This window comes from Pseudomonas sp. B21-031 (genome assembly GCF_024748985.1).
Taxonomy (GTDB): domain Bacteria; phylum Pseudomonadota; class Gammaproteobacteria; order Pseudomonadales; family Pseudomonadaceae; genus Aquipseudomonas; species Aquipseudomonas kermanshahensis.
Map to the genome: position 1 here is coordinate 2,738,797 of NZ_CP087181.1, position 26,307 is coordinate 2,765,103.

At 64.7% G+C, this 26,307-nt stretch carries 21 protein-coding genes, 2 pseudogenes and 1 riboswitch; of the genes and pseudogenes, 5 read left to right on the forward strand and 18 right to left on the reverse strand.

Features of this window, described 5'->3' with window-relative positions; genetic code table 11:
• Positions 1–37: 37 nt before the first annotated feature.
• Together LOY53_RS26890 and LOY53_RS26895 are read left to right on the forward strand one after the other, a co-directional pair.
• Positions 38–820 (forward strand): annotated as a pseudogene (locus tag LOY53_RS26890) (PAS domain-containing protein); the annotation flags it as partial.
• 111 nt (positions 821–931) lie between these two features.
• Positions 932–1,357: pseudogene (locus tag LOY53_RS26895) on the forward strand (methyl-accepting chemotaxis protein); the annotation flags it as partial.
• On the opposite strand, the gene LOY53_RS12160 reads toward LOY53_RS26895, so the two are convergent.
• The 18 genes from LOY53_RS12160 to LOY53_RS12245 all read right to left on the reverse strand — a co-directional run bounded on the left by LOY53_RS12160 (position 1,332) and on the right by LOY53_RS12245 (position 21,322).
• A complete protein-coding gene (locus tag LOY53_RS12160) occupies positions 1,332–4,604 on the reverse strand; it encodes a transporter substrate-binding domain-containing protein (RefSeq protein ID WP_258704072.1) in 3,273 nt (1,090 codons plus the stop codon). The pseudogene LOY53_RS26895 and the gene LOY53_RS12160 overlap by 26 nt on opposite strands.
• A gap of 11 nt (positions 4,605–4,615) precedes the next feature.
• Positions 4,616–5,230: a response regulator transcription factor gene (locus LOY53_RS12165; protein ID WP_252823985.1), complete on the reverse strand. Its 615-nt coding sequence runs from the start codon at positions 5,228–5,230 to the stop codon at positions 4,616–4,618.
• A 222-nt stretch (positions 5,231–5,452) separates the two neighbouring features.
• A complete protein-coding gene (locus LOY53_RS12170; RefSeq protein ID WP_027593394.1) occupies positions 5,453–5,695 on the reverse strand; it encodes a DUF1272 domain-containing protein in 243 nt (80 codons plus the stop codon).
• Positions 5,696–5,760: 65 nt separating this feature from the next.
• Complete coding sequence (gene cobM, locus LOY53_RS12175; RefSeq protein WP_252823987.1) at positions 5,761–6,513, reverse strand: precorrin-4 C(11)-methyltransferase; 753 nt, start codon at positions 6,511–6,513, stop codon at positions 5,761–5,763.
• Between the two features lie 32 nt (positions 6,514–6,545).
• Entirely contained in the window at positions 6,546–6,938 is a 393-nt protein-coding gene (locus tag LOY53_RS12180) for a cobalamin biosynthesis protein (RefSeq protein ID WP_252827419.1), read from the reverse strand.
• Positions 6,939–6,955: 17 nt separating this feature from the next.
• On the reverse strand, positions 6,956–7,648 hold the full coding sequence (locus LOY53_RS12185; protein WP_258704073.1) for a CbtA family protein: 693 nt from the start codon (positions 7,646–7,648) through the stop codon (positions 6,956–6,958).
• 9 nt (positions 7,649–7,657) lie between these two features.
• Positions 7,658–7,843 carry a CbtB-domain containing protein gene (locus tag LOY53_RS12190; RefSeq protein WP_027593390.1) on the reverse strand — a complete coding sequence of 62 codons (186 nt, stop codon included), beginning with the start codon at positions 7,841–7,843 and terminating at the stop codon, positions 7,658–7,660.
• Positions 7,844–7,936: 93 nt separating this feature from the next.
• Positions 7,937–8,159: riboswitch (cobalamin riboswitch) on the reverse strand.
• A 162-nt stretch (positions 8,160–8,321) separates the two neighbouring features.
• Positions 8,322–9,422 carry an LLM class flavin-dependent oxidoreductase gene (locus LOY53_RS12195; protein ID WP_258704074.1) on the reverse strand — a complete coding sequence of 367 codons (1,101 nt, stop codon included), beginning with the start codon at positions 9,420–9,422 and terminating at the stop codon, positions 8,322–8,324.
• A gap of 27 nt (positions 9,423–9,449) precedes the next feature.
• Entirely contained in the window at positions 9,450–10,784 is a 1,335-nt protein-coding gene (locus LOY53_RS12200; protein ID WP_252823992.1) for an LLM class flavin-dependent oxidoreductase, read from the reverse strand.
• 281 nt (positions 10,785–11,065) lie between these two features.
• Positions 11,066–12,682 carry an ABC transporter ATP-binding protein gene (locus LOY53_RS12205; RefSeq protein WP_252823994.1) on the reverse strand — a complete coding sequence of 539 codons (1,617 nt, stop codon included), beginning with the start codon at positions 12,680–12,682 and terminating at the stop codon, positions 11,066–11,068.
• The gene (locus tag LOY53_RS12210; RefSeq protein WP_252823996.1) at positions 12,679–13,569 is read right to left on the reverse strand and encodes an ABC transporter permease; all 891 of its coding nucleotides are present in this window, start codon (positions 13,567–13,569) and stop codon (positions 12,679–12,681) included. The genes LOY53_RS12205 and LOY53_RS12210 overlap by 4 nt, the downstream gene beginning before the upstream one ends.
• A gap of 2 nt (positions 13,570–13,571) precedes the next feature.
• Positions 13,572–14,522, reverse strand: a complete 951-nt coding sequence (locus LOY53_RS12215; protein ID WP_252823998.1) for an ABC transporter permease — start codon at positions 14,520–14,522, stop codon at positions 13,572–13,574.
• Positions 14,519–16,144, reverse strand: a complete 1,626-nt coding sequence (locus tag LOY53_RS12220; RefSeq protein ID WP_258704075.1) for an ABC transporter substrate-binding protein — start codon at positions 16,142–16,144, stop codon at positions 14,519–14,521. Before LOY53_RS12220 ends, LOY53_RS12215 begins: the two co-directional genes overlap by 4 nt.
• 79 nt (positions 16,145–16,223) lie before the next feature.
• Positions 16,224–17,018: a class II aldolase/adducin family protein gene (locus LOY53_RS12225; protein ID WP_027593380.1), complete on the reverse strand. Its 795-nt coding sequence runs from the start codon at positions 17,016–17,018 to the stop codon at positions 16,224–16,226.
• 21 nt (positions 17,019–17,039) lie between these two features.
• Positions 17,040–17,984 (reverse strand): D-isomer specific 2-hydroxyacid dehydrogenase family protein, encoded by a 945-nt coding sequence (locus LOY53_RS12230; RefSeq protein ID WP_252824001.1) that lies wholly within the window; start codon positions 17,982–17,984, stop codon positions 17,040–17,042.
• Positions 17,981–19,117, reverse strand: coding sequence for an acyl-CoA dehydrogenase family protein (locus LOY53_RS12235; protein WP_258704076.1), 1,137 nt, complete (start codon positions 19,115–19,117; stop codon positions 17,981–17,983). The genes LOY53_RS12230 and LOY53_RS12235 overlap by 4 nt, the downstream gene beginning before the upstream one ends.
• Before the next feature lie 134 nt (positions 19,118–19,251).
• On the reverse strand, positions 19,252–20,166 hold the full coding sequence (locus LOY53_RS12240) for a LysR family transcriptional regulator (protein ID WP_252824004.1): 915 nt from the start codon (positions 20,164–20,166) through the stop codon (positions 19,252–19,254).
• Positions 20,167–20,263: 97 nt separating this feature from the next.
• The gene (locus LOY53_RS12245) at positions 20,264–21,322 is read right to left on the reverse strand and encodes a LacI family DNA-binding transcriptional regulator (RefSeq protein ID WP_258704077.1); all 1,059 of its coding nucleotides are present in this window, start codon (positions 21,320–21,322) and stop codon (positions 20,264–20,266) included.
• Positions 21,323–21,569: 247 nt separating this feature from the next.
• Here LOY53_RS12245 and LOY53_RS12250 point away from each other — a divergent pair, with 247 nt between their 5' ends.
• From LOY53_RS12250 to mgrA, 3 genes are all read left to right on the forward strand, one after another.
• Positions 21,570–23,777, forward strand: a complete 2,208-nt coding sequence (locus tag LOY53_RS12250) for a TonB-dependent receptor (RefSeq protein WP_258704078.1) — start codon at positions 21,570–21,572, stop codon at positions 23,775–23,777.
• 153 nt (positions 23,778–23,930) lie between these two features.
• On the forward strand, positions 23,931–25,265 hold the full coding sequence (locus tag LOY53_RS12255; RefSeq protein ID WP_258704079.1) for an LLM class flavin-dependent oxidoreductase: 1,335 nt from the start codon (positions 23,931–23,933) through the stop codon (positions 25,263–25,265).
• Entirely contained in the window at positions 25,262–26,305 is a 1,044-nt protein-coding gene (gene mgrA, locus LOY53_RS12260; RefSeq protein ID WP_252824009.1) for an L-glyceraldehyde 3-phosphate reductase, read from the forward strand. Before LOY53_RS12255 ends, mgrA begins: the two co-directional genes overlap by 4 nt.
• The last annotated feature ends 2 nt before the right edge of the window (positions 26,306–26,307 follow it).

Sequence of the window (26,307 nt, forward strand, 5' to 3'; positions counted from 1 at the left end):
TGCTCAGGACACCCCGCGCATAAAGGAGCCCGGCGTCATGTTCGATTTCCATCGCAAGTCCGACTTGGTCGAGATTCAGCGTAGTCACCAGGCACTGGCCAGCGCGCAAGCGAAACTGGCGGCAATCAGCCGTTCGATGGCGATGATCGAGTTCGCGCCCGACGGCACCATTCTCGACGCCAACGAGCGTTTCTGCCAGGCCATGGGTTACAGCGTCGAAGAGTTACGCGGCAAGCACCATCGGCTGTTTTGCGACCCGGCCTACGTCAAGACGGCCGAGTACCAGCAGCTTTGGCGCGAACTGGGGCAGGGCAAGGCCATTAGCGGTACCTTCGAGCGTGTCGACAAGGCCGGGCGTGAGGTTTGGCTCGAAGCCAGCTACATGCCGGTGCTGGATGAGCAGCGCCAGGTCACCAGCGTGATCAAGGTGGCGTCGGACATCAGCCAGCGCGTTATGCAAGAACACGAAAGCGAAAGCCTGCTCAAGGCCATCGGCCGCTCCATGGCGGTGATCGAGTTCACCCCTGCTGGGCGGGTGATCAAGGCCAACCAGAACTTTCTCAGCACCATGGGCTACCGCCTGGAAGAGGTGGTCGGGCGCCACCATGGGTTGTTCTGCCTGCCTCACGAGCGGGAGTCGTCGGCGTACCGTGAGTTCTGGGCATCGCTTAATCGGGGGGAATACCATTCGCACCGCTTTGAGCGTATCAACAAGCAAGGCCAGACGGTCTTTCTCGAAGCCTCCTACAACCCGATCTTCGACAGCAAGGGCCGGCTGTACAAGGTGGTGAAGTTCGCCAGCGACATCACCAGCCAAGTCTGCACCCAGCAAAGCGCCGCCGATGCCGCCCACGCCAGCTCCATGCAAACCGATGCCTGCGCCCGCAAGGGCACCGAGGTGGTGCAGCAGGCGGTGCAGGTGATCGAACAGATTTCCCAGGAGCTCAATGACGCCGCACGCAGCATCGATGCAGTCAGCAAGCAGTCGGACGTGATCGGGCAGATCGTCTTGACCATTCGCGGCATCGCCGACCAAACCAACCTGCTGGCGTTGAACGCGGCCATCGAGGCCGCGCGCGCCGGCGAACATGGGCGCGGTTTTGCCGTGGTCGCCGATGAAGTGCGCAACCTGGCGGCGCGTACCAGCAAGGCGACCCTGGAGATCGTCGACGTGGTGCGGCAAAACCATGACCTGTCGCTGTTGGCCGTGGCGAGCATGCAGTCGAGCCTGACGCGTACCGGCCATGGCGTGGCACTGGCCAACGAGGCCGGCACGGTGATCATGGAAATCCAGCAAGGGTCTCGCCACGTGGTCGATGCGATCAGCCAGATCAACTCGACGTTGCAATTGCACTGAGGGCGGCGCTGAGTTCGTGCAAAAGCGCCTGCATGCTGGCTTGCAACTGTTGCCGTAGCTCAGCCGTTGGCAGCCCCTGGGCCTGCGCCTGTTCAATGGCTTCGCAGTGTTTGACCAGCGTGCGCATCTTGAGCATTTTTGCCCCACCCTTGATGCGGTGGGCCAAGGCGCGCACGGCGTCGCTACTCGCCTCTGGCCCGAGTGCACGCAGTGCGGCCAGGTCTTCATTGGCGCTTTGTGACAGCTGTTCGAGCAGGTGCCGGGTGAGCTGTTCATCGTCCTGAGTCAAGTGGCGCAGCTCGCTCAGGTTGAAACCGCTGCCTTGGGCCTGCACAGGCGGTGTGTGCGTGCTGGCCTGGGGTAGGTGGTTTTTCAGGGTTTGCAGGCCAATCGGTTTGAACAGGCATTCGTCCATGCCACTGGCCAGGCAGCGGGCACGTTCCTCGGCTTGCGCGTTGGCGGTGACGCCGAGGATCCTGCAGGCCGTCAACTCGCCTTCGTCTTCCAACTGGCGTATGCGGCGGGTCAGCGCGTGGCCGTCCATGATCGGCATGCTGCAGTCGGTAATCACCAGGTCGAAGCGCGCTGCCTGCCACCGTGCCAGTGCGGCTTCGCCGTTTTCGGCCAGGGTTACGCGATGCCCCAATGTGTGCAGTTGCCGTTCCAGTAACAGCAGGTTGGCGGGGTAGTCGTCGACCACCAGAATATTTAGCGGCCCGCTGCTGGCTTCCAGCACCGGAGCGCGCTGTTCGGCAGGTGCGGGTGCTTGGCTGGCGGGCAATTGCAGGCAGACTTGCACCTTGGTGCCCACGCCTTCGACGCTGTGCAGGCTCAAGGTGCCGCCCATCAATTCGGCCAAGGTGCGGCTGATCACCAAACCCAGGCCGGCGCCCTGGCGTGCCCGCGGGCCATCGGCCTGGGCGAAGGCATTGAACAGCCGGGCCTGATCTTCTGGGCTGATCCCAATGCCGGTGTCGCGTACGCAGAGTTCGACCTGCAGGTCGCCGTTGTCGTTGGCGGCCGACAGGGTAAGGCTGGCATGCACTTCGCCACGCTCGGTGAACTTGATGGCGTTGCTGATCAGGTTGGACAGTACCTGCTTGAGCCGCAAAGGGTCTGCCATGACCCAGCCAGGTGAGGAGGGCAGCGCGCTGTGCAGGTGCAGGCCTTTGATCCGCGCATTGCCTTCGAATACCCGCAGCGTGTTGCGCACCAGTTCGACCAGGTTGGTCGGCACCGGTTGCAGGGTCATGTGCCCGGACTCGATGCGTGAGATGTCGAGGATGTCGCCGATCAACTCCAGCAGGCCAATGGCTGAGTCGTGGGCTGTCTGCAGGGTCTGAGTATCACAGCGGCCCGCGCGGCTGTCCTCGAGGGCCAGTTCGAGCAGGCCGATCACCGCATTCATTGGCGTGCGGATCTCATGGCTCATGGTGGCCAGGAAGGTGCTCTTGGTCTGGCTGGCCTGTTCGGCATCGTCCTTGGCCTGGCGCAGCTGTTCGAGCAGGCCGCGGCTCAAGGCTAGCTGGGCTTGCAGGGCGTGCTGGGCGTCGGTGCGCTGGTGGATCAGTTTGCGCAGGTAGGTGTTCCAGAACACCACCCCGGCCAGCAGCAGGGCGGACAGCACCAGCACTTGCAGCGCCAGTGTACGGTAGTCGCGCCATGGGCTGTCACTGACCAGCGTGCTGGTACGCCAGCGGTTGATCAGTTGGTCCAGCTCTTCGGGTGGGATGCTCAGCAGCGCCTTGTCGAGTATGGCCTGCAGCTGCGGTTGGTCCGGGGCCACGGCAAATGCCGCGATGGCCGGGCTGTCGTCCAGCACGCTGGCGATGCGTAATTGGTCCTTGAACACATGGTTGATGTAGTAGCTGGCGTTGATGTAGTTGCTCAGGGCAACGTCGGCGGCGCCACTGGCCACCGCTTCCATTAGCCCGAGAGGGTTGTCCACTTCGACCACCTTGGCGCGTGGGAAGCGGCGCTGCAGTTCTGCGCGCTGCGGCGAGCCACGTACCAGGGCGACGCGCTGGCCATCGAGGGCTTTGGCCTGCGCCGATGAGGTGGTGTCGTTGCGGGTCACCAATACCCTGGGGCTGACCAGGTAAGGGCGGGTGAAGCGCAGCTGTTTGGCACGCTCAGTGCCGTAGCCCAGCGCACCGATCATCTGCGCGTCGCCGCGCGTCAGGCGCTCGATCATTGCTTGCGCCGATTGGCTCTCGATGGGTTTGAAGTGCAGGCCCGTGCGCAGGGAAATCTGCTTGAGCAGCTCAAGGGTGATGCCGCTGGTACGGTGCTGTGCATCATTGAACGTCAGCGGTGCCAGTGAGGTGTTGATCAGCACCTTGACGATCGGGTTGTGGGCGATCCAGGCTTCTTCTTCGGCGGTCAAGGCCGTCAGGTGGCGCTCCAGCAGTAGGCTGGTGTTGCCGCTGGTCCAGCGGCGCAGGATGGTCAGGCGCTCGCTCTCGGTGATTCTGGCCAACGCCTTGTCGACTAAACGGCGCAAACGGGGGTTGTCTTCAGCCATGGCAAACGCAAAGGCACCCGGGGCTACCTGGCAGAAATGGTCGATCTTCAAGGTGCCCTGGTAACTCTTGCCAATAAAGAAGTCGGTGCTGATGGCATCGCCCAGATAGGCGTCGGCCTCACCCAGATCGACCGCGGCAAGGCCGGCTAGGGTCGAGCGGTACAGGCTCAATTGCGCCTTGGGGTACAGCGAGCGCACGGCGCTGGCGGGCAGGTAGTGGTCGACCATGGCCAGGCGCAGGCCGTCGAGGTCGAGGGCGTTTTTCAGGGTGCGGCCTTCGCGGGTGACGATCACCGGCAGGTCGTCGGCGTAGGGCGAACTGAGGCCCAATTGGGCGTCTGCCGCCTCGAAGGCGTTGGAGCTGCCCAGCAGGTCGATGCGGCCCTCGCGCAGCGCGGCGATGGCTGCGTGGCGGTTGTCGAAGCGTCGCACCGCTACCGGGATACCCAGCTGTTCGGCGATGATGCCTGCATAGTCGGCGCTCAGGCCTTCGTAATCACGCTCGCTGATGTTGATCTCGAACGGCGGGTAGTCAGGCTTGGAGCTGCCGAGTACCAGCTGGCCGCGTTGCTGCAGCCATTGGCGGTCCTGGTCGCTCAGTTGCAGGGGCGGCGCGGCGCTGATCGAGCGCGCCAGCAAATGCCGTGGTTCGCTGTCGGCGAACAACCCGGGAGAACTGGCCATGCCGATGGCCAACAGGATGCTCGCCAGCAGGCGCGTCATGGCGGCTGGGCTCAGTTGACGCTGTTGCGTTTGGCCAGATCGACCATTTCTACCAACGACTCTGTCTTGAGCTTGTCCATGATGCGGCCCCGGTAGGTGCTGATGGTTTTGGCACTGAGGTTCATGCAGGTGCCTATATTCTTGTTGTTTTCACCGCGTGCAAGGCGCCGCAACACTTCCATTTCGCGATTGGACAAGCTGTCCAGCCGTATCGATTCACTCTCCAGTGAATTGCTGTTGACCGACATCTGCGGGAAGGTCGAGTAACCTTTTACCAGGGCCTTGAGCGCAAACAGCAGGGCCTCGTGGTCTTCGTCCTTGGTGACGAAGGCGCCAATGCCGGCATCCAGGCAGCGCCTCACGTACAGGTCGGTGGCCTGCCCGGTCAGCACCATGATCTTGGGCACTGGCTCCAGGCACTGAAGGCGCTTGATGACCTCCATTCCGTCCAGACCGGGCAAGCCAATGTCCAGCAGCACCACGTCCGGCCGCAGTTCGCGTGCTACCTGAGCCACTTCGCTGCCATTGGCAACTTCACCCACAACGCGAAAGCGCTCCCGCTCGAGCAGCAGGCGCAGGGAGAGCCGGACAATTGGGTGGTCGTCGACGATCAGGACGGTAGTCATGAAGAAAACTCCTGTAGGGGTGTGGTCCGCTTCCTGGAACACTCAGGAATACGTCTGCAAGCGGGTTTATCGGAAGCGCTGCAAGATACGGCCATTCCCTACGTTTGGTAATGCCGAGTATAGAGTTGTTGAATAACCCTGTATGTGTTGTTGAAAATTCCTACAAAAAACAGGGATAGGCATCGCCCGCGTGGCGTGGCGATGCCTATTTGTAAACGGCCGTTAGGCGCAAGCGGTGTGAGGTTTGCGCACGCGCTGGGTCGAGGCGGGGTTGTTGGCCAGTGCTTGGCCGACCCGTGGCGGGCGTGCCAGCAACTGGCCGGAGCAGTTGGGGCAGCGGCCGTGTAGGCGGGTGTCGGCGCAGGCACGGCAGAAGGTGCATTCGAAAGAGCAGATCAATGCGTCTGGGCTATCACCCGGCAGGTCAGCGTCGCAGCACTCGCAATTGGGTCGTAATTCCAGCATTGGCGTAGCTCCAGGTGGCAGGGGGAGCCCTGAGTCTGCTACGCCAGCGCCAACGCTGGCAATGCTCAGTCGCCTGGGCGATAGAGGTGCGCGTGCCCGGCACGGTACAGGGCCGACTCGGCGAAGGGCGTTTCCCCCAGCACATGGCCGACAAGAATCAGCGCAGTGCGGCGAAAATCCTTCAGCGCCACGCGCTCGACGATATCGTCAAGGGTGCCCCGCACCCAGTCCTGGTCCGGCCAGGTGGCGCGATGGACCACGGCAACCGGGCATTGCGGGCCGTAGTGCGGCAACAGTTCGCTGACAATACGCGGCAAGTTTTTTACGCCCAGGTGGATGGCCAAGGTGCTGCCATGGCGTGCCAGGTCGGCCAGTTGCTCGCCGGGCGGCATCGGCGAAGTGTCGCCAAAGCGCGTGAGAATCACCGTTTGCGACACCTGCGGCAAGGTCAGCTCGCAGCCCAGCAGGGCCGCACTGGCGGCCGTGGCAGTGACGCCTGGGATGATCTGGTAGTCAATGCCCAGCTCACGCAGGTGGCGGATCTGCTCGCCGATTGCGCCATACAGGCTCGGGTCACCGCTGTGCACACGGGCGACGTCCTGGCCTTGCGCGTGTGCCGTGCGCATCGCACTGATGATCTGTTCCAGGTGCAGTTCGGCGCTGTTGATCACGGTCACGGCCTGGTGGCCTTCGAGCACAGCCGCAGGGACCAGCGAGCCGGCATAGATGATCACTGGGCACTGGCGGATCAGGCGCTGGCCCTTGACCGTGATCAGTTCCGGGTCGCCGGGGCCGGCGCCAATGAAGTAGACCGTCATGGAAAGTCCTTGCAATGAAAGGGATGCTGCGATTATCGCCCGCAGGCCAGGGCGAGGGTAGCCGGCCCGAGCACTTGGCGTGTGACCCGCAGCCGGGCTGTGCCGAGGTGCTGGCTGGCCATGGCCAGCGCCGCGCTTTCAGCGACGCCCCAACAACCGCTGTGCGCATGGGCGATGGCCGAGCGATGGCTGAGCAGGGGTTCATAGGGCTGAAGTTGCCCGGCATCGTACAGCAGCAAGGGCAGGCCTAGGCGTTTTGCAAGCTGCTGCAGGCCAGGTTCGTCGACCTTAAGGGCGATGCTGGCGATACCGCGCAGTGCTGACAGCGCCAAGCCATGGTCAGCCAAGGCTTGGCGCAGCAGGTTTTCGAGGGTGTCCGCCGGGCAACCCCGGCGGCAGCCAAAGCCGGCGTACAGCGCCGGCAGGGTGGCGTCTAAAACCATCAGGCCTGGCTGGAGCGGCGGTACAGCCACGCGCTGAACAGGCCCAGGGCGAGCCAGAAGGCGGCGTTTGTCAGCCAGCTGGCGACCTTGAACTGGGCTTCCAGGGCTTCAGGGGCGAGGCTTTGATGCACCTCAGGTTGCGGTGCACCGATGACATGCGGCAGTACCAGTAGCACGGCGCCTAGCGCTTTCACCAGCCAGTGGCGGGCAAATACCAACAGGGCCAGGCCCAGTGCGGTTGCGCTTGCAGTGCCGATCCACCAGGCCTGGCGTTGCCCCAGGTCAGCGGCAGCGGTGCCCGGCAGCTCGGGCGGCAGGCCCAGGGTCGGGGCCAGGCAGAACACGGCGAACCCCGCCAGGCCCCACAGGGCGCCGGTGGCCGCGCGCTTGGGTTCACGCAGGCTGTACAGGGCGACCAGTATCAGCGCGAAGCCGACCGCTACCACCAGGTTGCCCCCGGTGGTGGACAGCACGCGTTGCCAGCCGTCTTCAGGCGACCAGGCTTCTGCGCTGTGTTCATGGGCAGCGGCCCCTTCGGCGCCGTGTTCGTGATGTTCGGCAACAGGGGCTGCGGATTCGTAGGTTTCTGCTTCAAGGATCAACGGGGCAACCCAGAAGTTTTGCAGCAGGGTCAGCAGCAAGGCCGCAAGCAGCCCGCTGAAGCCCGCGGTACGGGCAATGCGCATGATCATGGGGCGTACTCAGTGGCAGGGGAAGGCGGCGCTGTGGCGGGTGTCGTGCGCCGCGTTGTGCACGGCTTCGATGTGCGAGAAGCCGGCAAAGTACACCAGGCACAGGCCCAGCAGGCTGGCGCCGACGGCGATGACGACACGCTGACTGAGGGTGACGGGGGTGGCAATGCTGTGTTTGGCGCTGGTGACGGGCATGACGCGTTCCTCTGCTTTTTGTGGGCAATGGGCAAGCGCGGCAGCCCCGAACGTGATCCGCCCAGGGGAATGCGACAGCGCCCGCCCACCGCGGGGTGTTCATGAACGTCAGGCCGGTCTCCGGGCTCACGAGGAGGAGCAGGGCTCCTGAAAAGCGCCCCTTCCCATGCCAGATGATGCGGCACAGTGGTCTAGACGCTTCGCTCGCTTACCGTTGCGGGGGCAGCACCGGCTTGGTCGCGCCCTAGTCGAGGGCCTACGACGCACCGGTTTCCCGTTTCACCCCCTGAGGGGCACCTGAACGCGAGGCATTAGGAGACCACGAGGCAGGTTTTCCGTCAATTGCACAGCGGTGTGCGCGTGAAAAGTATTTCAGAAGTTGTAGGTTAGCAATTTTCGGGTTTTGCAGTGCCTGTGAGTTCCAGCGCCGCCCGTGCGGCGCTCGGCCTCACAGGCGCCAAAAAAATCCAGCCATGCACTAAGCCGTCCGCGCGCTACGTCCAGCCTCCCGCTGCGCCACCAACCCGCGAATCCGCGGAATCAGTTCCTGCCCATACTCCACCGCATCGCGCAACTGATCGAACCCGCGGAACAGGAAGGTGCTAACCCCCAGGTCGTAGTACGCCAGCGCCGCCTCAGCCACCTGGTCCGCCGTCCCTACCAGCGACGTCGAGTTGCCTGCGCCACCGCCCAACGCGGCAATCTCGGTCCACAGCCGGGTGTCATGCACCTTGCGCTGGCTGGCCAACTGCAACAGGCGCTCTGAGCCGGTGTTGCTCTTGCCGAAGTTCTTCTCGCGGCGGTTGCCCTGGCGGAGGCCGATGCGCGTCTGCGCATCGGCCAGAATGCGCTCGGCACGGTCCCAGGCTTGCTCCTCGGTAGCCCCCAGGATCGGCCGCAGCGACAGGCTGAAGCGGATGTGCTTTTCACGCCCATAACGGGCCGCAGCCTTGCGCACTTTGGCAATACGCTCGCGCACCTGCTCCAGCGGTTCGCCCCACATCATGTACACGTCGGCATGCTTGGCCGCGACTTCGACGGCTGCATCCGAAGCACCGGAGAAGTAGATGGGCAGCGGCTGCACGGGCTTGACCAGGGTCAGGTTGTCTTCGACCCGGTAGTGCGTGCCGTTATGGTCGAAGGGTTCGGTGCGGGTCCAGGTGTCGCGCAGCACCTGCAGGTACTCGTCGGTACGGGCATAGCGGGCGTCCTTGTCGAGGAAGTCGCCGTCGCGCTGCAGGTCGCCGCTGTCGCCGCCGGTGATGACGTTGATCGAGGCGCGACCACGGCTCAACTGGTCAAGGGTGGCGAACTGGCGAGCGGCGAAGGTCGGGGCCTGAAAGCCCGGGCGGTGTGCGACCAGCAGGCCGATGCGCTCGGTCAGTGCGGCGACGTAGCTGGCCAGGATCAGCGAGTCGGGTGCGCTGGTGTTGACCGCCAGCAGCGCCTTGTCGAAGCCGCCGTACTCCTGGGCCTGGGAGAATGCCTTGATGAAGTCAAGGTCGACCAGCGGGCCGCGTGGTGCCTGTGATTCGCTACCTTCCTGGGGGCCAATGAGGCCAATGAATTCGAGGCTCATGGAACAGAACTCCTTGTTGGGGTGGGGTCAGGCAACGGCCGGCTGGGTGCGGCGCTGGGTGTTGCGGTTTTCCGGCACGCTGAGGCCGAAGTTGTCGCGCAGGGTGGTGCCGGTGTAGGCGCTGCGCACCAGGCCACGGGCCTGCAGCAGCGGCACCACCTGCTCGGTGAAGGACTGCAGGCCGTCGGGGAGCAGCGCGTTGATGATGAAACCGTCGGCGGCGCCCTGTTCGAACCAGTGCTGCAGGGCATCGGCCACCTGTGCCGGGGTGCCAACGAAGTCGCGGCGGGGGCGCGAGAAGCGCAGCGCCAATTCGCGCAGGGTCAGGCCTTCGTCGCGGGCCAGTTGCTTGAGCTGGTCCGAGGTGCCCTTGTGGCTGTCGTTGCCCAAGGTGCCGAGGTCGGGGAAGGGCGCGTCCAGGTCATGCTGACTGAAGTCGTAGTCGTTGAACGGGCGGCCAAGGGCGACCAGTGCGTCCTCGATGCTTACCAGGTCCACGGCCTGCTGGTAGCGCTGCTCGACTTCCTCGGCGTCACGGCCAACGATAGGGCGGATGCCGGGCAGGATGAACAGCGCGTCGGGGTTGCGACCATGGCGTGAGGCGCGTTGCTTGAGGTCTTGGTAATAGGCATGGGCGTCGTCGAACGACTCGGGGCTGACGAAGAGGGCATCGGCGTTCTGTGCCGCGAAGTTGCGACCCTCTTCTGACACGCCAGCCTGGAAGATCAGCGGTTGGCCCTGCGGTGAACGTTGGATGTTCAGCGGGCCCTTGACCTTGAAGAACTCGCCCTGGTGGCCCAAGGTGTGCAGTTTGGCCGGGTCGAAGAACTGCCCGCTTTGTTTGTCACGGGTGAAGGCGTCGTCTTCCCACGAGTCCCACAACCCCTTGACCACGTCCACGTGCTCGCGAGCAATTCTGTAGCGCACAGCATGGGGCGGGTGTTCGGCCTTGCCGAAATTGTCGGCGGTACCCGAAAGCCAGGAAGTGACCACGTTCCAGCCGGCGCGCCCGCCGCTGATAAGGTCCAGCGAGGCGAACTGGCGCGCCACCTGAAACGGCTCGGTGTAGCTGACGGTGACCGTGGCCACCAGGCCGATGTGGTCGGTTACCGCAGCCAATGCCGAGAGGATGGTCAGCGGCTCGAAACGGTTGAGGTAGTGAGGGCTGGAGCGGGCGTGGATGTGCAGGCTGTCGGCGATGAAGGCGAAGTCGAACTTCGCCGCCTCGGCCAACTTCGCCTGTTGTTTGTAGAAACCAAAATTGACGCTGGCATCGGCAAGCGCCTGAGGGTGGCGCCATTCGCCCCAGCCGTGGCCGACGCCATGGATCATGGCGCCCAGGCGGATCTGTCGTTTGCTCATGGGAATACCTGTGGGTTGTGCTGCAAATGGAATCGATACCGCCATGCGTCACCGCGCGCGGGGGCGCCGGTGAAGCAGGGTGAGTGATAGGGAAGGGGCATGCGTGCAAGGCTCCTGGCGTGGTCGTGGTGGACGGCCTCCGCCAGGAATGGGGTCGGTCTGGAGTGACCTTAGCGGGTATGGGGTAAGGTTGTGAAAGGCTTTGTGGTTCTATGCTAATTATGTTTTTCAGGTATTTACAGATCTTATTTAGATGCAAATAAATAATATTGAGTCATGGCTTATGCTGCGACTTTGTGCCCAGGGATGGCCGCGATCAGTTCACGGGTATAGTCACTCGTTGGCCGATCGAACACCTCGTCTACCGTACCTTGCTCCACCACCTGCCCTTGGCGCAGCACCAGTACGTGGTCTGCCATGCTCGCCACCACTGCCAGATCATGGGACACCAGCACATAGGCGATCCCCAGTTCGCGTTGCAGCTCATCGAGCAGCGCCAGGATCTGCGCCTGCACCGAGACATCCAGTGCACTGACCGGCTCGTCGAGCAACAGCAGCTCGGGTTGCAGGGCCAATGCCCGGGCAATGGCCACGCGCTGGCGCTGGCCACCGGACAGCTCGCGGGGCAGGCGGTCCAGGTAGCTGACGGGCAGGTGCACGCGTTCGATCAGCTCACGGGCCGCCTGCTCCAGCGCGGGGCCTTTGAGCAGGCCGAACGACACCAGGGGCTCGACGATGCTGTCGAACACCGTGAAACGGGGGTCAAGGGCCGCGAACGGGTTTTGCTGGACCAGTTGCATGCGCTGGCGCAAGGGCCGAAACGCACGCCAGCCAAGGCCGGTAACGTCCACTTGGTCGAACAGAATGCGGCCTTGGCTGGGCGCCTCCAGGCCGAGCGCGAGGCGCAGGGCGGTGCTTTTGCCAGAGCCGGACTCGCCGACGATGGCCAAGGTCTGCCCTGGGTGCACCTGCAGGCTGAGGCCCTGCAGGGCGACGAAGCGGTTGTGCTGGCCCTTTGTCTTCGGCAACTCGAATGTCTTGCCGATACCTTCCAGGCTCAGGATCGGTTGCGTACCTGGCGCCAACGGCCCTGGCCGCCGGCGATGGGTAAAGGCGGGCGCTGCAGCAAGCAAGTCACGCGTATAGGGGTGCTGTGGTGCCTGAACGACGAGGCGAGGCGGGCCTTGCTCGACCAGTTCACCCTGTTTCATCACCAGCAAGCGGTCGGCGCGGTCGGTGGCCACGCCCAGGTCATGGGTGATGATCAGCAGCGAGATGCCCCGTTCGGCCACCAGCCGTTGCAGGTGATCGAGGATCTTGCGTTGCACCGTCACGTCCAGCGCGCTGGTGGGTTCGTCAGCGATGATCAGGCGCGGGGTGCCGGCCAGGGCAATGGCGATCAGTACCCGTTGGCGCATGCCGCCCGACAGTTCGTGCGGGTATTGGCGTGCGCGCAGGGCCGGCTGGTCCAGGCCGACCTGGCCCAGCAGCGCCAGCACATCGGCGTCGAGGCTGCGGTAACGGCGGCCATGGGCCAGGGCCAGTGCTTCGCCGATCTGCTGGCCAACGCGCAGTGTCGGGTTGAGGCTGACCATCGGGTCCTGGGGCACCAGGCCGAGGGTACGGCCGCGTAGGTGGCGCTTCTGCCGTTCGCTGGCCTGGGCCACGTCGATGCCATCGACCCACAACTGGCCGCCGTCGACTCGGGCAGTGCCCGGCAGCAAGCCAAGCAGCGCGTTGGCCAAGGTCGACTTGCCCGAACCGGACTCACCGACAATGGCCACGGTCTCGCCTTGTGCCATGGAAAACGACAGGCGTTTGACTGCCTGGGTGGTATGGCCACCCGCGTGGTAGCTGACGCTGAGGTCGCGCACGGCGATCAGGGGGTGTTGGCTCATCGATGGTGCTCCTCGAAGGTACGGGCGAGATGGTTGAGGCTGAACACCACAGCGACCACGAACAGGCCCGGTAGCAGCGACACCCACGGGGCAGTGATGAGGAAGTGGCGGCCGTTGGCGATCAGCGTGCCCCATTCTGCTGCCGGGGGCGCCGCCCCAAAGCCGAGGAAGCTCAGGCCGGCGGTGGCCAGGATCGCGGCGCCGAAGTCCAACGTGGCAAGCACCGCGACCGGTCCCCAGGCGTTGGGCAGGATGTGCCGCAGCAAGGTGCGGCACCAACTGGCGCCCCCCAGGCGCGCGGCTTCGACATAGGGCAAGGTCTTGACCCGCAGCACCTCGGCGCGGGTGGTGCGGGCAAAGCCCGGGATGATGCCCACGCCGACGGCGATCGCCACAGGCACCGTACCGAAGCCGATGGCGGTGACAATCGCCAGGGCCAGCAGCAGGCCAGGCAGGGCCAGCAGCACGTCGATTACACGCATGAGCGCCGCGTCGACTCGCCCTCCGGCAAACCCGGCCAACACACCCAAGCCAAGGCCACCAGCCAGGGCGATGCCCACCGCCAGCATTGCCGCTTGCACCGACAGGCTGGCGCCGTACACCACGCGTGCATACAAGTCGCGGCCCAGTTCGTCGGTACCGAACCAGTGCGCGGCACCCGGCGCGGTCAGCTTGGCCGCAGGCGAGGTGGCATAGGGGTCGAAAGGGGTCAGCCACTGCGGCACCACGGCGGCGGCTAGCGCAAACATCACCACCAGCAGCGCCAGGGCGAAACCTGGGCGCGATAACAAAGGCGCCACTGCCTGGCCCAAACGCTGCACGCGGGTGCGGCGCTTCCAGGGCGTGGCGGATGCGGCGGCACGGAACGGGCGGGTATCGGTGGTCATGGTCAGGTCACCTTCGTGGCATGTGTGATGCGGGGGTCAAGGTAGGGGTAGAGCAGGTCGACGATCAGGTTGACCAGCACGAAGGCAGCTGCCGATACCGCGACGATCGCCAGCACCACCGGGATGTCTTGGCGCAACACCGCTTCCTGGGCCAGCCGACCGACACCGTTGCGCGAGAAGATGGTCTCGACCAGCACGGCGCCGGACACGGTATTGCCCACTTGCAGGCCCACCAGGGTGAGAATCGGCAGGGCCGCGTTGCGCAGCGCGTGCCGGGCCTGCACCTGGGCGCGGCTCAGCCCCTTGGCGAACGCCATGGCGATGTAGGGCTCGTGCCACACGCCTTGGAAACCGCGTTGCAGCACCTGGGCATAGACTGCGGCGCTGGGGATGGCCAGGGTCACGGCCGGCAGCACCAGGCTGGCGAAGCCTTGGCTGCCGGTGGCCGGGAACCAGCCCAGGCCGAAGGCGAAGACCTGGATCAGCAGCAGCCCCATCCAGAACACCGGCACCGAGAACCCCAGTGAAGGCAAGCGTGACAGCGCCACCTTCAGCGGCCGCCATTGCAGGTACGCGGTGAGGTAGGCCAGGCCGATGCCCGCCAGCAACGACAGCACGATGGCCAGGCCGGCCAGTGACAAGGTCTGCGGCAGGCGCTCGGCCAGTAGCTCAGTCACCGGCCTGTTCAGCGACAGCGAACGGCCCAGGTCGCCTTGCAGCGCGCGCCACAGCAAGTCTAAGTACTGCTCGAAAATCCCCTGGTCCAGCCCGTAGTAGGCGCGCGCCTTGGCCAGGTCTTCGGGCGACAGGCCGTCGGCCTCCATGCCCGAGGCGCTGAGCATGATCGCCAAGGTGTCCCCGGGGAGCAGGTAGAGAATGAAGTAGGTAATGGTGTAGGCCCCCCATAACACCAGCAGCGCCTGGCCGATGCGCCCGATCAGGTAGCGGTTCATGGCTGGGCGACCTGGATATCGCTGAGGAAGGCAAAGCCCTCGGCGGTCCAGCGGAAGTCCTTGACCCTGGGCGCGGTGGCGGCCTGCCAGACACGCTCGTACAACGGGAACGCCGAGGCCTGGTCGATGAGCAGGTCCTGCAGTTGGCCGTAGGCCTGGGCACGCTGAGCGTCGTGGGTGGCGGTAATGCCGTCGTCGAACAGCGCCTGGGCCTGGGTCAGGGTCTGGGGCTCGTAGGTATTGGTGGCGAGGGTGGCACTGTTGGCGGCGCGCGGGTCGAGGATGGTCTGGAGGATGATCGGGTCGGCGCGGGTCATGTAGGTGGAGGTGAGGTCGTAATTACCCGAGGCATTGCCTGCGACCCATTCGGCGCGGGTCAGTACATTGAGCTTGAGGTCGATGCCCACTTTGCGCAGTTGGTCCTGGATCAGCACGTCGCCAGCGCTTTCGGCCGGCGTTAGGTTGTAGCTCAAGGTCAGGCGCTTGCCATCCTTGTGCCGATAGCCATCATCGCCCTTGCTCCAGCCGGCGGCGTCGAGCAAGCGCTCTGCGCCGTGTGGGTCGTAGGCGAGCTTGTCGGCCTGGGCCTTGAAATACGGGGTGGTGACGTCATAAACCCCGGTCACCACCGGGAACTCGGCGTTGTAGACGGTGTGGGCGTAGCTGGTGCGGTCGATGGCTTTCTGCAAGGCCAGGCGTACCTGGCGATCACCCAGCAGCCGGTCGTTGCGGGTGTTGGGGTAAAGGTTCAGCGCCGGGCCTGGCAGCGAGCGGCTCTGAATAGTCGCACCCTTGGCCTGGAACAGCTTCAGGTCGACTTCGGAGAACGGGTTGCGCGGCCAGAGGATGTCGGCCTTGCCCTGCAGAAACAGGCCGTTGCGCACGCTTTCTTCGGGGATGTAGCTGATGTCCACGGCATCCAGGTGGGCTGCGCCGGGGTTTTTCACGTTGGCCGAGGCCCAGGCGTAGTCGGGGCGTTTCACCAGGCGTGCGCCGACTTCCGGGGTGTAGTGCTCGAGCACGAACGGGCCAGTGCCGATGATCTTGCCCAGCGAACGCTCTTGGGCGCTGAGCGCGTAGGACGCGGGCGCCAGGATGGCCAGGTTGGTGGTCGAGGTGGCCTGCAGGAAACCCGCATTGGGACGGGCAAGCACCAGGCGCACGGTGAAGTCGTCGACCACGTCGGCGTGGTCGTAGCCCGCGAGGTAGGTCGCGCCGAAGGTGGCGGGCAACTGCGTGGCGAAGGCTTTGTTGGTGTCGAAGGCCGTCTTCACGGCGTGGGCGTCGAAGCGCTCGCCGTTGCTGAAGCTGACGTCCTGGCGCAGGTGGAAGGTGTAGGTGAGGGCGTCATCGCTGACCTCCCAGCTTTTTGCCAGCCAGGGGATGATGCGGCCGCTGTCCGGGTCCTGGTCGGTGAGGGACTCGGCGACATTGCGCAGCAGCACACGGTGTTCGAGCCAATAGACCTGGAAGGGGTCGACGCTGACCAGGGTGGTGTTGTCGCCCCAGAAAGCGATAGTGAGGGTTTTGCTGGTGTCCTCGGTGGCGGGAGAGCAGCCGGCGAGGGCGAGCACCAGGGCGCAGGCGTTAAGCAAGTGGCGGGCACGGGGGAGTGGCGGCATGGGGGCGTTCCTTCTGATGTCATTGGGTTGCCTGGGCTTGCCCGCGAAGAGGCCAGCCCAAGCAGCAGCGGTCTGCCAGTCAGTCCTGGTAGTCACGCCCCTCACGGTCCAATTGGCGGATCAGCGCATCCCAATGCCGCTGAATCCCTTCGCCAAGCCCGTCGGAAAACCGTTTGGACTGCTCGTGCACCTTGGCAATCGCCGCCGGTGCCGCATGCAGCAACTGGTCATTGCCGCCGGCCTGCGCCGCCACCTGGATGTTGCACGCCCGCTCCAGCCCATGCAGCTCGCGGAACGCATGCTCGACACTGACCCCGCCGGTCAGCAGGCCGTGGTTGCGCAGGATCAGGATGTTGCTGTCACCCAGGTTGGCAACCAGGCGCTGTTGCTCGTCCAGGTCCAGGGCGACGCCTTCGTAGTCGTGGTAAACCACCCGGCTGTAGTAGGCCAGCGCGTGCTGGGAGATCGGCAGCAGGCCATCCCGCTGGGCCGACACGGCGGCGCCGTCGCGGGTGTGGGTGTGCAGCACCGCCTTGAGGTCGTGCCGCGCGCGGTGAATGGCGCTGTGAATGACGTACCCGGCCTGGTTGATGCCCAGCCCCAGTGGGTCGTCGATGATCGTGCCGTCGACGTCCACCTTGACCAGGTTGGAGGCGGTGATTTCATCGAACAGCAAGCCAAAGGCGTTGATCAGAAAGTGCTCGTCTGGCCCGGGCACCCGCGCCGAAAAGTGCGTGTAGATGTGGTCGGTCCAGCGGAACAATGCCGCCAGGCGATAGGCAGCGGCCAGTTTTACCCGCACCTCCCATTCCTCGGCACTGACCCGCTGGCGAACGGTGTTTGTTTGTGGGGATACGACAGACAATGAACTCATGGTGTGCTCCAGAAGAGAGGGTCAGTAGCCACGCTGGATATCGACCAGGTTGCGCAGCGGCGCCTGCTCGCGATAGCGGGCGAAGTTGTCGAGGAAGGCGTCGAGCAGCGCGGGGTAGCCGTCCTCGGAAATCGCCGACGTGTGCGGCGACAGGAATACGCGGGGGTGGTGGTACAGCGGGTGGCCCGCCGGCAACGGTTCCGGGTCGGTGACATCGAGGCTGGCGCGGCCGATCAGCCCGCTGTCCAGTGCTTCGAGCAAGGCCTGCTGGTCCAGTAGGGCGCCGCGGGCGATGTTGATCAGGTGCAGGCCGGGCTTGGCCTGGGCCAGTACCTGGCGGTCGATCAGGCCACGTGTGGCCGGGGTCAGCGGTGCGGCGATGACCAGGTGATCGCTGCCTGCGAACAGGTGCTGCAGGCGCTCGACGCGCTCGACACCGGGCACCTCGGCAATCGGCTGCCCAGGGCGGTTCAGCGCCAGCACGCGCATGCCGAGCGCGGTGGCCTTGCGCGCCAGGCTCTGGCCGATGCTGCCGAAGCCGAAGATGCCCAACGTGCGGCCGCGCAACGGCGCCAAGGGCGTCAGGCGCCAGTCGGCGTCCTTCACCCACAGCCCCGGCAGTTGCTTGGCGGCGGCAAACACCAGGGCCAGGGCAAACTCTGCGACCTGCTCGGCGTTGGCGCCCTTGCCGCTGGTGACTGGCGGCCCTTGGAATACCCAGTCGGGGTAGAAGTCGATGCCCGACGACACCACCTGCACCCAGCGCAGCGACCAGGGCCAGCCTGGCGGCGGGGTATCTACGCGGTTACCGCGAATATTGATCGGGCGCACGATGAACACATCGGCAGGCACATCCACGTGCAACTGGCCGGAGGCGAGGTCGATGACTTCATGGTCGGGCAGGTGCTCGCGCAGGTATTGGTTGGCCTGGGGGTCAAGCTGGCTGGCAATGATCGAGTGGCTCATGCTGCCACCTCCGCCAGTGCGCTGCGCCCGACCTGGGCCAGCACCACATCGTCCTGGGGCGTGTGGATGCGGCTGCACAGCACGTCACGGTAGTGCCGCTCCAGCGGGTTGCGGCGGGACAGGCCAGGGTTGCCGGCAGCCTCAATGGCCAGCTCGACCGCCTGGATGGCGTTGCGGCTGACCAGGTGTTTGATCTGCCCGGCATGGCGCGGGTCAATGTGCCCGGCGACGGCCGAGTCCAGCAGGCTGCGGTTGGCGAACAGCAGGGTATCGATGCGCCCGACCACGTCCTGGAAGCGCGGCAGGCTCGCCAGCGATGCACCCAGGTTGGAGGGTGCGCGGTTGTTGAGAAACTGCAGCAGCCAGTCACGCGCGGCCTGGGCGACGCCGTCGTAAAGTGCCGGCAGCAGCACCGACATCCACAGCAGGCCGGTGCCATCGAGTTCGGGCCGCGGCGCGCTGGCAGGGCTGACACTGACGGCGTGGTCCAGCGGGACCAGCACGTCGTCAAAGCGCACCTCGTGGCTGCAGGTGGCGCGCATGCCCAGGTGGTCCCAGTCTTCGACGATGCTGATGCCGGGCGTGTCCTTGTGCACCAGAAAACCACCGACCAGCGGGTCTTTATCGTCGCTGCGCGCCCACACCAGGTACCAGGTCAGGCCGTAGCTGCCAGTGGAGTAGATTTTGCGCCCAGACAGCCGCCAACCTGCAGCGGTGCGCCGCGCGACGGTGGCCGGCAGGCCGCCACGGGCCGGCGTGCCCAGTTCGGGTTCGACACGAAAAGCATTGATCAGCGCACCGTTGGCCACCGCGTCACGGGCGACCTGCAAGCGCAAGTGCTCGGGCCAGCGGGCTTCGTCCTGCAGGCGAAAGTGCTGCAGGTATTGCATGACCAGGATCAGCGCCGTGGAGGGGTCGCCCTTGCCAACGGCGGCAACCACCTGGCGCGCAGTGGCCAGGTCGGCCCCGCCGCCACCCAGGGCGCGGGGCACGGTCAGGCTGAGCAGGCCGTGGCGGTGAAGCAAGCTGAAGTTGTCGGCGGGGAACTGACCGCTGCGGTCGTAGCGCTCGGCGTTGGCGGCAAGGGCCTGGGTCAGTTCGGCGAGAGCAGTCGCGGATGGGGGGTGACTCATGAAGTATTCATCCCTGGAACACGGTGGGTTTCTAAGACCGTATTCGTCTGGATGAACGCTGTAAAAGTCTTTTTAGTTCTATGCTAATTATTTGTTTGTAGAATTTAAATAATCTCTATTATGCAAATAATTTATTATGTGTGGTCGCCTGCTGCGGGCGCGGCCTGCAGCCTGTTCCCGGCAATCTCACCAAACAGTTCCACCGGCTCCTGCAGGTTGCCCAGGTAACGTGGATGGAACAGCCACAGGTCTACCTGTGGTTTGAAATCCGTCACGTTGACCACATCCAGCGCATCCCGATGGCGGCTGCTTTGTAGCAGCGGTTCGGGTACCAACCCCAGCCCTTGCCCGTTGGCGACCAGGCCCAGTTGCAGGTCGGTGCCAAAGGTTTCCAGGTTGATCGACAGGCTTAGCCCTTGTTCGCTCAAGGCCCGCTGCAGCCCCGCACGAAAACCGCAGCCGTCGGGGTTGAGCACCCAGCCGCGGGTGTAACAATCCTTGAGCTTGTAACTGCGCTTGCTGGCGCTGCCCTTGGCGGCCACCACGCGCAGTGGCATACGCGCAATGGAGCGGCTGGTGATGCCCTCAGGGAAGATTTTGCCAGGTGGGAACAGCGCGGCAGCGGCGTCGAGCTCGCCGTTTTCCATACGGGCGATCAAGCTGCTGCCCCAGCCGCTGGTGACCTGGGTGCGCAATACCGGGTAGGTGTCGCGAATCTGCGCCAGGGCGTCGAGCAGCACCACGTCCCCCAGGGTTTGTGGCACGCCCAGGCGCAACGTGCCTGACGGGGCGCCGTCATTGGCGACCAATTCACGCAGTGAGTCGATCTCCCGCAGTATCGCCTTGCACTGCTCATACACGCGCAGGCCCATTGGCGTTGGCTTCAGCGGTTTGGTGTTGCGGTCGAGCAGGGTGGCGCCGAGGTCTTCCTCGAAGTTCTGCACGCGACGGGTGATGGCCGGCTGGGTCAGTTGCAGGGCCTCGGCGGCGAGGTTGGTCGACTGGCAACGGATGACCGCCACGAAGGCGTCCATGTCATCGATTTTCATATTCGGCGCTCACATATTGGGGCTGTGGGACATACCTTGGAAGAATAATCCTCATTGTGCGGATTGTCACAGCGCCCGATGCATCAGTGCCTTGCCGTCAGGCGCTTTCGCGGGCTACCAGTTCGCAGGCGAGCAGGTTCAACCGTTGCACTTCACCCTCATGCGCGATGGCGCCCAGGTGTTGCAGGACGCGCAAGGCCGCCACCTCGCCAATCTCCCGCGAGGGCGGCCGCAACGTGGTCAGGCTGGGCAGCAGCATGTCGGCGAAGGGGTAGTCGCCAAAGCCGACAATCGCCATGTCATCCGGTAGCCGCAGCCCCGCACGTTGGCCGGCCAGCACCGCGCCGGCAGCCAGGTTGTCATTGGCAAAGATGATCGCCTCGGGGCGTGGCGTGCGGCGGATCAGCGCCTCCATTGCCTGTTTGCCTGCCTCGAACGGCGCGCAATCGGCGGAGGGCACGAACACCCAGGGTTCAAGACCGGCCTGGGCCAAGGCCTCGATGTACCCGTCACGCCGCTCCAACGCGCTCAGGTCGCCGGCCGCGCTGTTCTGTACGAAGGCGATGCGTCGATGCCCTTTTTCCAGCAAGTAGCGGCACGCCTGCACGCCGACTTGGTGATGCAGAAAACCGACCTGCAACGGCGCCCGCTCGGGGCGGTAATCCCAGATCTCGACCACGGGCACGTCAGCTTCGGCCAGCATCTTTTCAGTCGCCGGGCTGTGGAAATGGCTGGTGACGACCAGCGCCGCCGGCGACCAGCCGAGGAATGCACGCACCGCACTCTCTTCCTGTGCTTCGCTGAAGTAGCTGGACGCCAGCAGCAACTGATAGCCATGGCGGCTTAGGGTGTCGCTGAAGGCCTGGATGGTCTGAGCAAAGATCGGCCCCGAGATGTTCGGGATCACCATGCCGACAATACGCCCGCGCGCCGAGGCGAGGCCCCCGGCGACCAGGTTGGGAACGTACCCGAGCGCTTGCACAGCGGCCTCTATGCGCTCGCGCAGAGGCGGTGAAACCTGCTCAGGCTGGTTGAAGTAACGCGACACGCTGATCGCCGAAACGTCTGCCACGCGCGCCACGTCGGCCAGGGTGGCGCGGCCTGCACCACGGCGCTTTCGGGGGAATCCTTGGCTTGGCTCACAGGGTCGCCTCATCGGGAAATGGCGCGATGGTAGCGCTAACGCAATGGCGCCTGGCAAATAGCTTTAATGCATATCAATCTGACTTTTAAGTATTTGACGTGCTAATCAGCGGCCTCTGATACTTGTTCATGTTAGCGCTAACAAGCGCTGCTGTTGGCAAGCGCCTGCCACTCGCACGAGCGAGACCAGACAACCACAGCACCCTCCGTGTCGGCCCGTGAACGTGGGCCTGGTCTGGTCCCATAAGGCAGTGAGCAGCATGCAGACAACTCCGTTTCCTACTACACAATGCCGGCCGCTGGCAGCGGCCATTTTGTTGGCCGCGTTCGGCCAGGGCGCCCAAGCCGCCGAACCTGCCGAGAGCGCGCCGCAAGCGACGGCCCTCGGCGCGGTGACGGTCACGGCCACTCGCCGTGAAGCCAGCCTGCAGGAAGTCCCGGTGGCGGTTTCGGTGATCGATGGCGAACAGCTCGAGCGTGACAACCGCAACAACGTGGCCAGCATTGTCCAGCAGGTGCCGACACTCAACTACCGGGCAGGCGCCTCGAACAAGGACACCTCGCTGTTCATCCGGGGCGTAGGCACCATTTCGACCTCCCCAGGGGTCGAGCCCACCGTGGCCACCGTGGTCGATGGCGTGGTGTTCGGTAGGCCCGGCCAGTCTACCCTCGACCTGCTCGACCTGGAGCGCATCGAAGTGCTGCGTGGCCCGCAGGGCACGCTGTTCGGCAAGAACGCGTCGGCCGGCGTGCTGAACGTGGTCAGCAAGGCCATCCCCGAGCAAACCCGCGGCTACGTGGATTACTCGCACTTTGGCGGTGGCGATGAAAACCGCCTGCGCTTCGGCATTGGCGGGCGTCTCAGCGAACAGTTCAAGGGTTCGCTGAGCACCTTGTGGGGCGATTACGACGGCAATGTCGAAAACGTTGCCAACGGCCACGACGTCAATGGTTACCAGCGCAAAGGTGCCCGCGGCAAGCTGGAATTCGAACCCAACGAAGACTTGCGCCTGACCTTGATCGCTGACTACATGAAAGGTGAAGACACACTCCCCAGCGGTGTGATCACAAGCGCCAGCACAGCGTTTGCCAATCAACTGCGCCCGGTCACCCCTAGCGCGCACAACCGCGATATCAACAGTGACTTCAAGACCCACGTCGAAGACGAGAACCAAGGTTTGTCGGCCCAGCTCGACTGGCAGCTGGGTGACTACACCCTGACCTCGATCAGCGCCTGGCGCGGCTGGGACAACACCCAGTACCAGGACGGCGACCGCCGTGCGTTGCTCCCCGTGACCGCGTCCCATGACAAGGGCACGGTGGACTACGACCAGTACAGTCAGGAGTTTCGCCTGACCTCGCCCAAAGGGCAGTTCAACGAGTACGTGCTCGGCGCCTTCTACATGCACGGTACGTCCAACGAAACCTACCAGCGCCTGTCGGTCAACGGCGGCGTGGCCAACACTGGGCGGGCGGATTACTCGACGACCAACGACAGCGTCGCGCTGTTCGGTGAGAACACCTTCAACTTTACCGACGACTTGCGCGCCATCTTCGGCCTGCGCTGGACCCACGACGACCTGGAATACGACCACCGCCGGGTCTCCAGCTCGGCCACTGCCGTCACCGGCATCCAGCCTTCGACCGCCAGTTCCGGCGCGGTGGACGAGGACGGTTGGAGCGGGCGCACCGGCCTGCAATACGACTTCAACGACAACCTCACCGGCTACGTCACCTATTCGCGTGGCTACAAAGGCCCGGCCTACAACGTGTTCTTCAACATGCAGCCGCGCGACACCGGCGCCCTCAAGCCGGAAACCTCCGACGCTTACGAGGTCGGCTTGAAGAGCACGGCGCTGGACAACCGGCTGACCGCCAACCTGGCGGTGTTCCACACCGACTACGACGACTACCAGGCCAACTTCTTCGACACGGTGGCCAACCAGGTGGTAACGCGCTTGGTCAACGCCGGCAAGGTCAAGACCCAGGGCGTGGAACTGGATGCCAGTTTCCAGGCGACGTCGCAGCTGAAGTTGACCACCGCCGTGGCCTACACCAAGGCCCGTGTCGACCACTTCAACTGCCCGGCAGGGGCCGCCGCCAACTGCAACATCGACGGTGGCCACCTGCCGTTTACCCCGGACTGGAAGACCTACGTGCGTGCCGACTATGTGATCCCGCTGGACAACGGCCTGGATGTCGAGCTTTCCAGCGACTACAGCTGGCAGGATTCGGTGCAGTTCAGCCTGGACCAGAACCCGGACACTGTGCAGGGCGCCTACGGCATCTGGAACGCCAGCATTGCCTTGGCCGACTACAACGACGGCTGGCGTGTGGCACTGCTGGGCAAAAACCTGGGTGACAAGTCGTATGCGCAGATGCTGGCCAGCGGTGGCGATTACATCTACCGCTCCGTACCGCGCGATGACGGGCGCTACTTCGGCGTGCAGTTGCGCAAGGATTTTTGAGTCACTCGAACCTGCGTATGACCTGTGTAGGAGCAGCCTTGTGCTGCGAAGAGGCCGGTACGGCTTATACAGAGGCTGTGGCGTTACAGGCCTCTTCGCAGCACAAGGCTGCTCCTACAAAAGCGCAGCGACAACCCCATCAAGGAGATCGACATGAGCCGTCAACTGAGCCTGGGCGCCTTCCTCATGGCCACCGGGCACCACGTGGCCGCCTGGCGCCACCCGGACGTACTGGCCGACCCCATGGACTTCAGCAGCTACCGCCGCGCCGCGCAGATCGCCGAAGCGGCCTGTTTCGACGCGTTGTTCGTTGCCGACAGCGTCGCCGCGCCCACCGACGCTCTGGCCAGCCACAGCGCACGCTCTACCTATTTCGAACCGCTTACCCTGCTGTCGGCGTTAAGTGCCGTTACCGAGCGCATCGGCCTGATCGCCACCGCCACCACCAGCTACAACGAGCCGTACCACGTAGCACGCAAGTTCGCCTCGCTCGATCACCTGTCCGGCGGCCGTGCTGGCTGGAACCTGGTCACCTCGGATGCGGCCGCCGAAGCGGGCAACTTCGGCCGCCAGGCGCATATCCCGCATGCCGAGCGTTACGCCCGAGCCCGGGAGTTTCAGCAGGTGGTACAGGGCCTGTGGGACAGCTGGGCTGACGACGCCTTCGTGCACGACAAGGCCGGTGGGCTGTTCCACCGTCCTGATGGGGTGCGTGCCCTGGATCACGCAGGCGAGCACTTTCGCGTCAAAGGCCCGCTGAACGTCGCCCGTTCGCCCCAGGGGCGGCCGGTGCTGGTTCAGGCGGGCTCCTCTGAAACCGGCCGCGAGCTAGCCGCGCTCAGTGCCGAGGTGGTGTTTACCGCGCAACCGAGCCTGGCCCGCGCCCAGGCGTTCTACGCCGACCTCAAGGGCCGGCTGGCCGCTTACGGGCGGGGCGAGGATTCGCTGAAGATCATGCCTGGCGTGTTTGTGGTGGTCGGGCACAGCCAGGCTGAAGCCGAAGAAAAGTACCAGCAGTTTCAGGAACTGGTCGACCCGCGCGTCGGGATTGGTTTGCTCGGGCGCATGCTCGGCAATTTTGACCTTTCCGGATACCCACTCGACGGCCCGCTGCCCGAATTGCCGCCCACCGAAGATGGCCAGCGCAGCCGCCAGCAACTGCTCACCGAACTTGCCGGCAACGAGCAACTGACACTCGCCCAGCTTGGCCGGCGCATCGCCGGCGGGCGAGGGCACTACAGCCTGGTCGGCACCCCGGCCCACATCGCCGAAGAACTGCAGGCCTGGTTCGAGGGCCGTGCCGCCGATGGCTTCAATGTGCTGGTGCCGCACCTGCCCTTGGGGCTGGAGGATTTCGCCAACCTGGTCGTGCCCGAGCTGCAGCGCCGCGGGCTGTTCCGCCGCCAGTACCAAGGCCGCACCCTGCGTGAACACCTGGGGCTGCAGCGCCCTGCCAATCCCTTCTTTACCGAACGAGGTCAACCATGAGCTACGCCGCCCACCCCGAGCGCTACGCGCGCATGCCTTATCGCCGTGTCGGCCGCAGTGGCCTGGTGCTGCCGGCCCTGTCCCTGGGCCTGTGGCACAACTTTGGTGACGCGACGCCTATCGATACCCAGCGCGCGTTGCTGCGCACCGCATTCGATGCGGGCATCAACCACTTCGACCTGGCCAACAACTACGGCCCGCCCTACGGCAGCGCCGAAACCAACTTCGGCCGGCTGCTGCGTGAAGACCTGCGCAGCTACCGCGACGAATTGATCATCTCAAGCAAGGCCGGCTGGGACATGTGGCCAGGGCCGTACGGGCAGGGCGGCAGTTCGCGCAAGTACCTGATCAGCAGCCTCGACCAGAGCCTGCAGCGCCTGGGCCTGGACTACGTCGACATCTTCTATTCGCACCGTTTCGATGCCGACACGCCGCTGGAAGAAACCGCGATTGCCCTGGCCGACATCGTGCGTCAGGGCAAGGCGCTGTATGTCGGTATTTCGTCCTATTCGGCGGGCAAGACGGCGGAGATCGCGGCGCTGCTGACCGAGCTGAAGGTGCCGCTGCTGATCCACCAGCCTTCGTACAACCTCTTCAACCGTTGGATCGAGCGTGATCTGCTGGCCACCACTGATGCGCTCGGGGCCGGGGTGATCGTGTTCACGGCGCTGGCCCAAGGCCTGCTCAGCGACAAGTACCTGAACGGCATTCCCGCCGATGCCCGCGTCAACCGCGCCGGCGGTGGCTCGTTGCTGCCCCAGCACCTGTCGCCAGACAACATTGCCCGCGCCCGCGCCCTCAATGAAATCGCCCGGGGGCGAGGCCAGAGCCTGGCGCAACTGGCCCTGGCCTGGACCCTGCGCGACCCGCGCGTGAGTTCGGCACTGATCGGTGCAAGCCGCCCCGAGCAAATCATCGAGAACGTGGCCGCGCTCGATAACCTGGTGTTCAGCCCCGAGGAGTTGGCGGCCATCGACCAGTACGCCGTGGAAGGCGGAATCAACCTCTGGGAAAAACCCTCGACCGACTGGAAGGAGTGACC

Coding starts and splice junctions, on each gene's coding strand:
- LOY53_RS12170 (WP_027593394.1), bottom strand. CDS start 5,695: ATGCTGGAATTACGACCCAATTGCGAGTGCTGCGACGCTGACCTGCCG.
- LOY53_RS12255 (WP_258704079.1), top strand. CDS start 23,931: ATGAGCCGTCAACTGAGCCTGGGCGCCTTCCTCATGGCCACCGGGCAC.
- LOY53_RS12220 (WP_258704075.1), bottom strand. CDS start 16,144: ATGCCGCCACTCCCCCGTGCCCGCCACTTGCTTAACGCCTGCGCCCTG.
- LOY53_RS12235 (WP_258704076.1), bottom strand. CDS start 19,117: ATGAGTCACCCCCCATCCGCGACTGCTCTCGCCGAACTGACCCAGGCC.
- cobM (WP_252823987.1), bottom strand. CDS start 6,513: ATGACGGTCTACTTCATTGGCGCCGGCCCCGGCGACCCGGAACTGATC.
- mgrA (WP_252824009.1), top strand. CDS start 25,262: ATGAGCTACGCCGCCCACCCCGAGCGCTACGCGCGCATGCCTTATCGC.
- LOY53_RS12250 (WP_258704078.1), top strand. CDS start 21,570: ATGCAGACAACTCCGTTTCCTACTACACAATGCCGGCCGCTGGCAGCG.
- LOY53_RS12190 (WP_027593390.1), bottom strand. CDS start 7,843: ATGCCCGTCACCAGCGCCAAACACAGCATTGCCACCCCCGTCACCCTC.
- LOY53_RS12215 (WP_252823998.1), bottom strand. CDS start 14,522: ATGAACCGCTACCTGATCGGGCGCATCGGCCAGGCGCTGCTGGTGTTA.
- LOY53_RS12185 (WP_258704073.1), bottom strand. CDS start 7,648: ATGATCATGCGCATTGCCCGTACCGCGGGCTTCAGCGGGCTGCTTGCG.
- LOY53_RS12165 (WP_252823985.1), bottom strand. CDS start 5,230: ATGACTACCGTCCTGATCGTCGACGACCACCCAATTGTCCGGCTCTCC.
- LOY53_RS12230 (WP_252824001.1), bottom strand. CDS start 17,984: ATGAGCCACTCGATCATTGCCAGCCAGCTTGACCCCCAGGCCAACCAA.
- LOY53_RS12210 (WP_252823996.1), bottom strand. CDS start 13,569: ATGACCACCGATACCCGCCCGTTCCGTGCCGCCGCATCCGCCACGCCC.
- LOY53_RS12160 (WP_258704072.1), bottom strand. CDS start 4,604: ATGACGCGCCTGCTGGCGAGCATCCTGTTGGCCATCGGCATGGCCAGT.
- LOY53_RS12240 (WP_252824004.1), bottom strand. CDS start 20,166: ATGAAAATCGATGACATGGACGCCTTCGTGGCGGTCATCCGTTGCCAG.
- LOY53_RS12225 (WP_027593380.1), bottom strand. CDS start 17,018: ATGAGTTCATTGTCTGTCGTATCCCCACAAACAAACACCGTTCGCCAG.
- LOY53_RS12200 (WP_252823992.1), bottom strand. CDS start 10,784: ATGAGCAAACGACAGATCCGCCTGGGCGCCATGATCCATGGCGTCGGC.
- LOY53_RS12205 (WP_252823994.1), bottom strand. CDS start 12,682: ATGAGCCAACACCCCCTGATCGCCGTGCGCGACCTCAGCGTCAGCTAC.
- LOY53_RS12245 (WP_258704077.1), bottom strand. CDS start 21,322: ATGAGGCGACCCTGTGAGCCAAGCCAAGGATTCCCCCGAAAGCGCCGT.
- LOY53_RS12195 (WP_258704074.1), bottom strand. CDS start 9,422: ATGAGCCTCGAATTCATTGGCCTCATTGGCCCCCAGGAAGGTAGCGAA.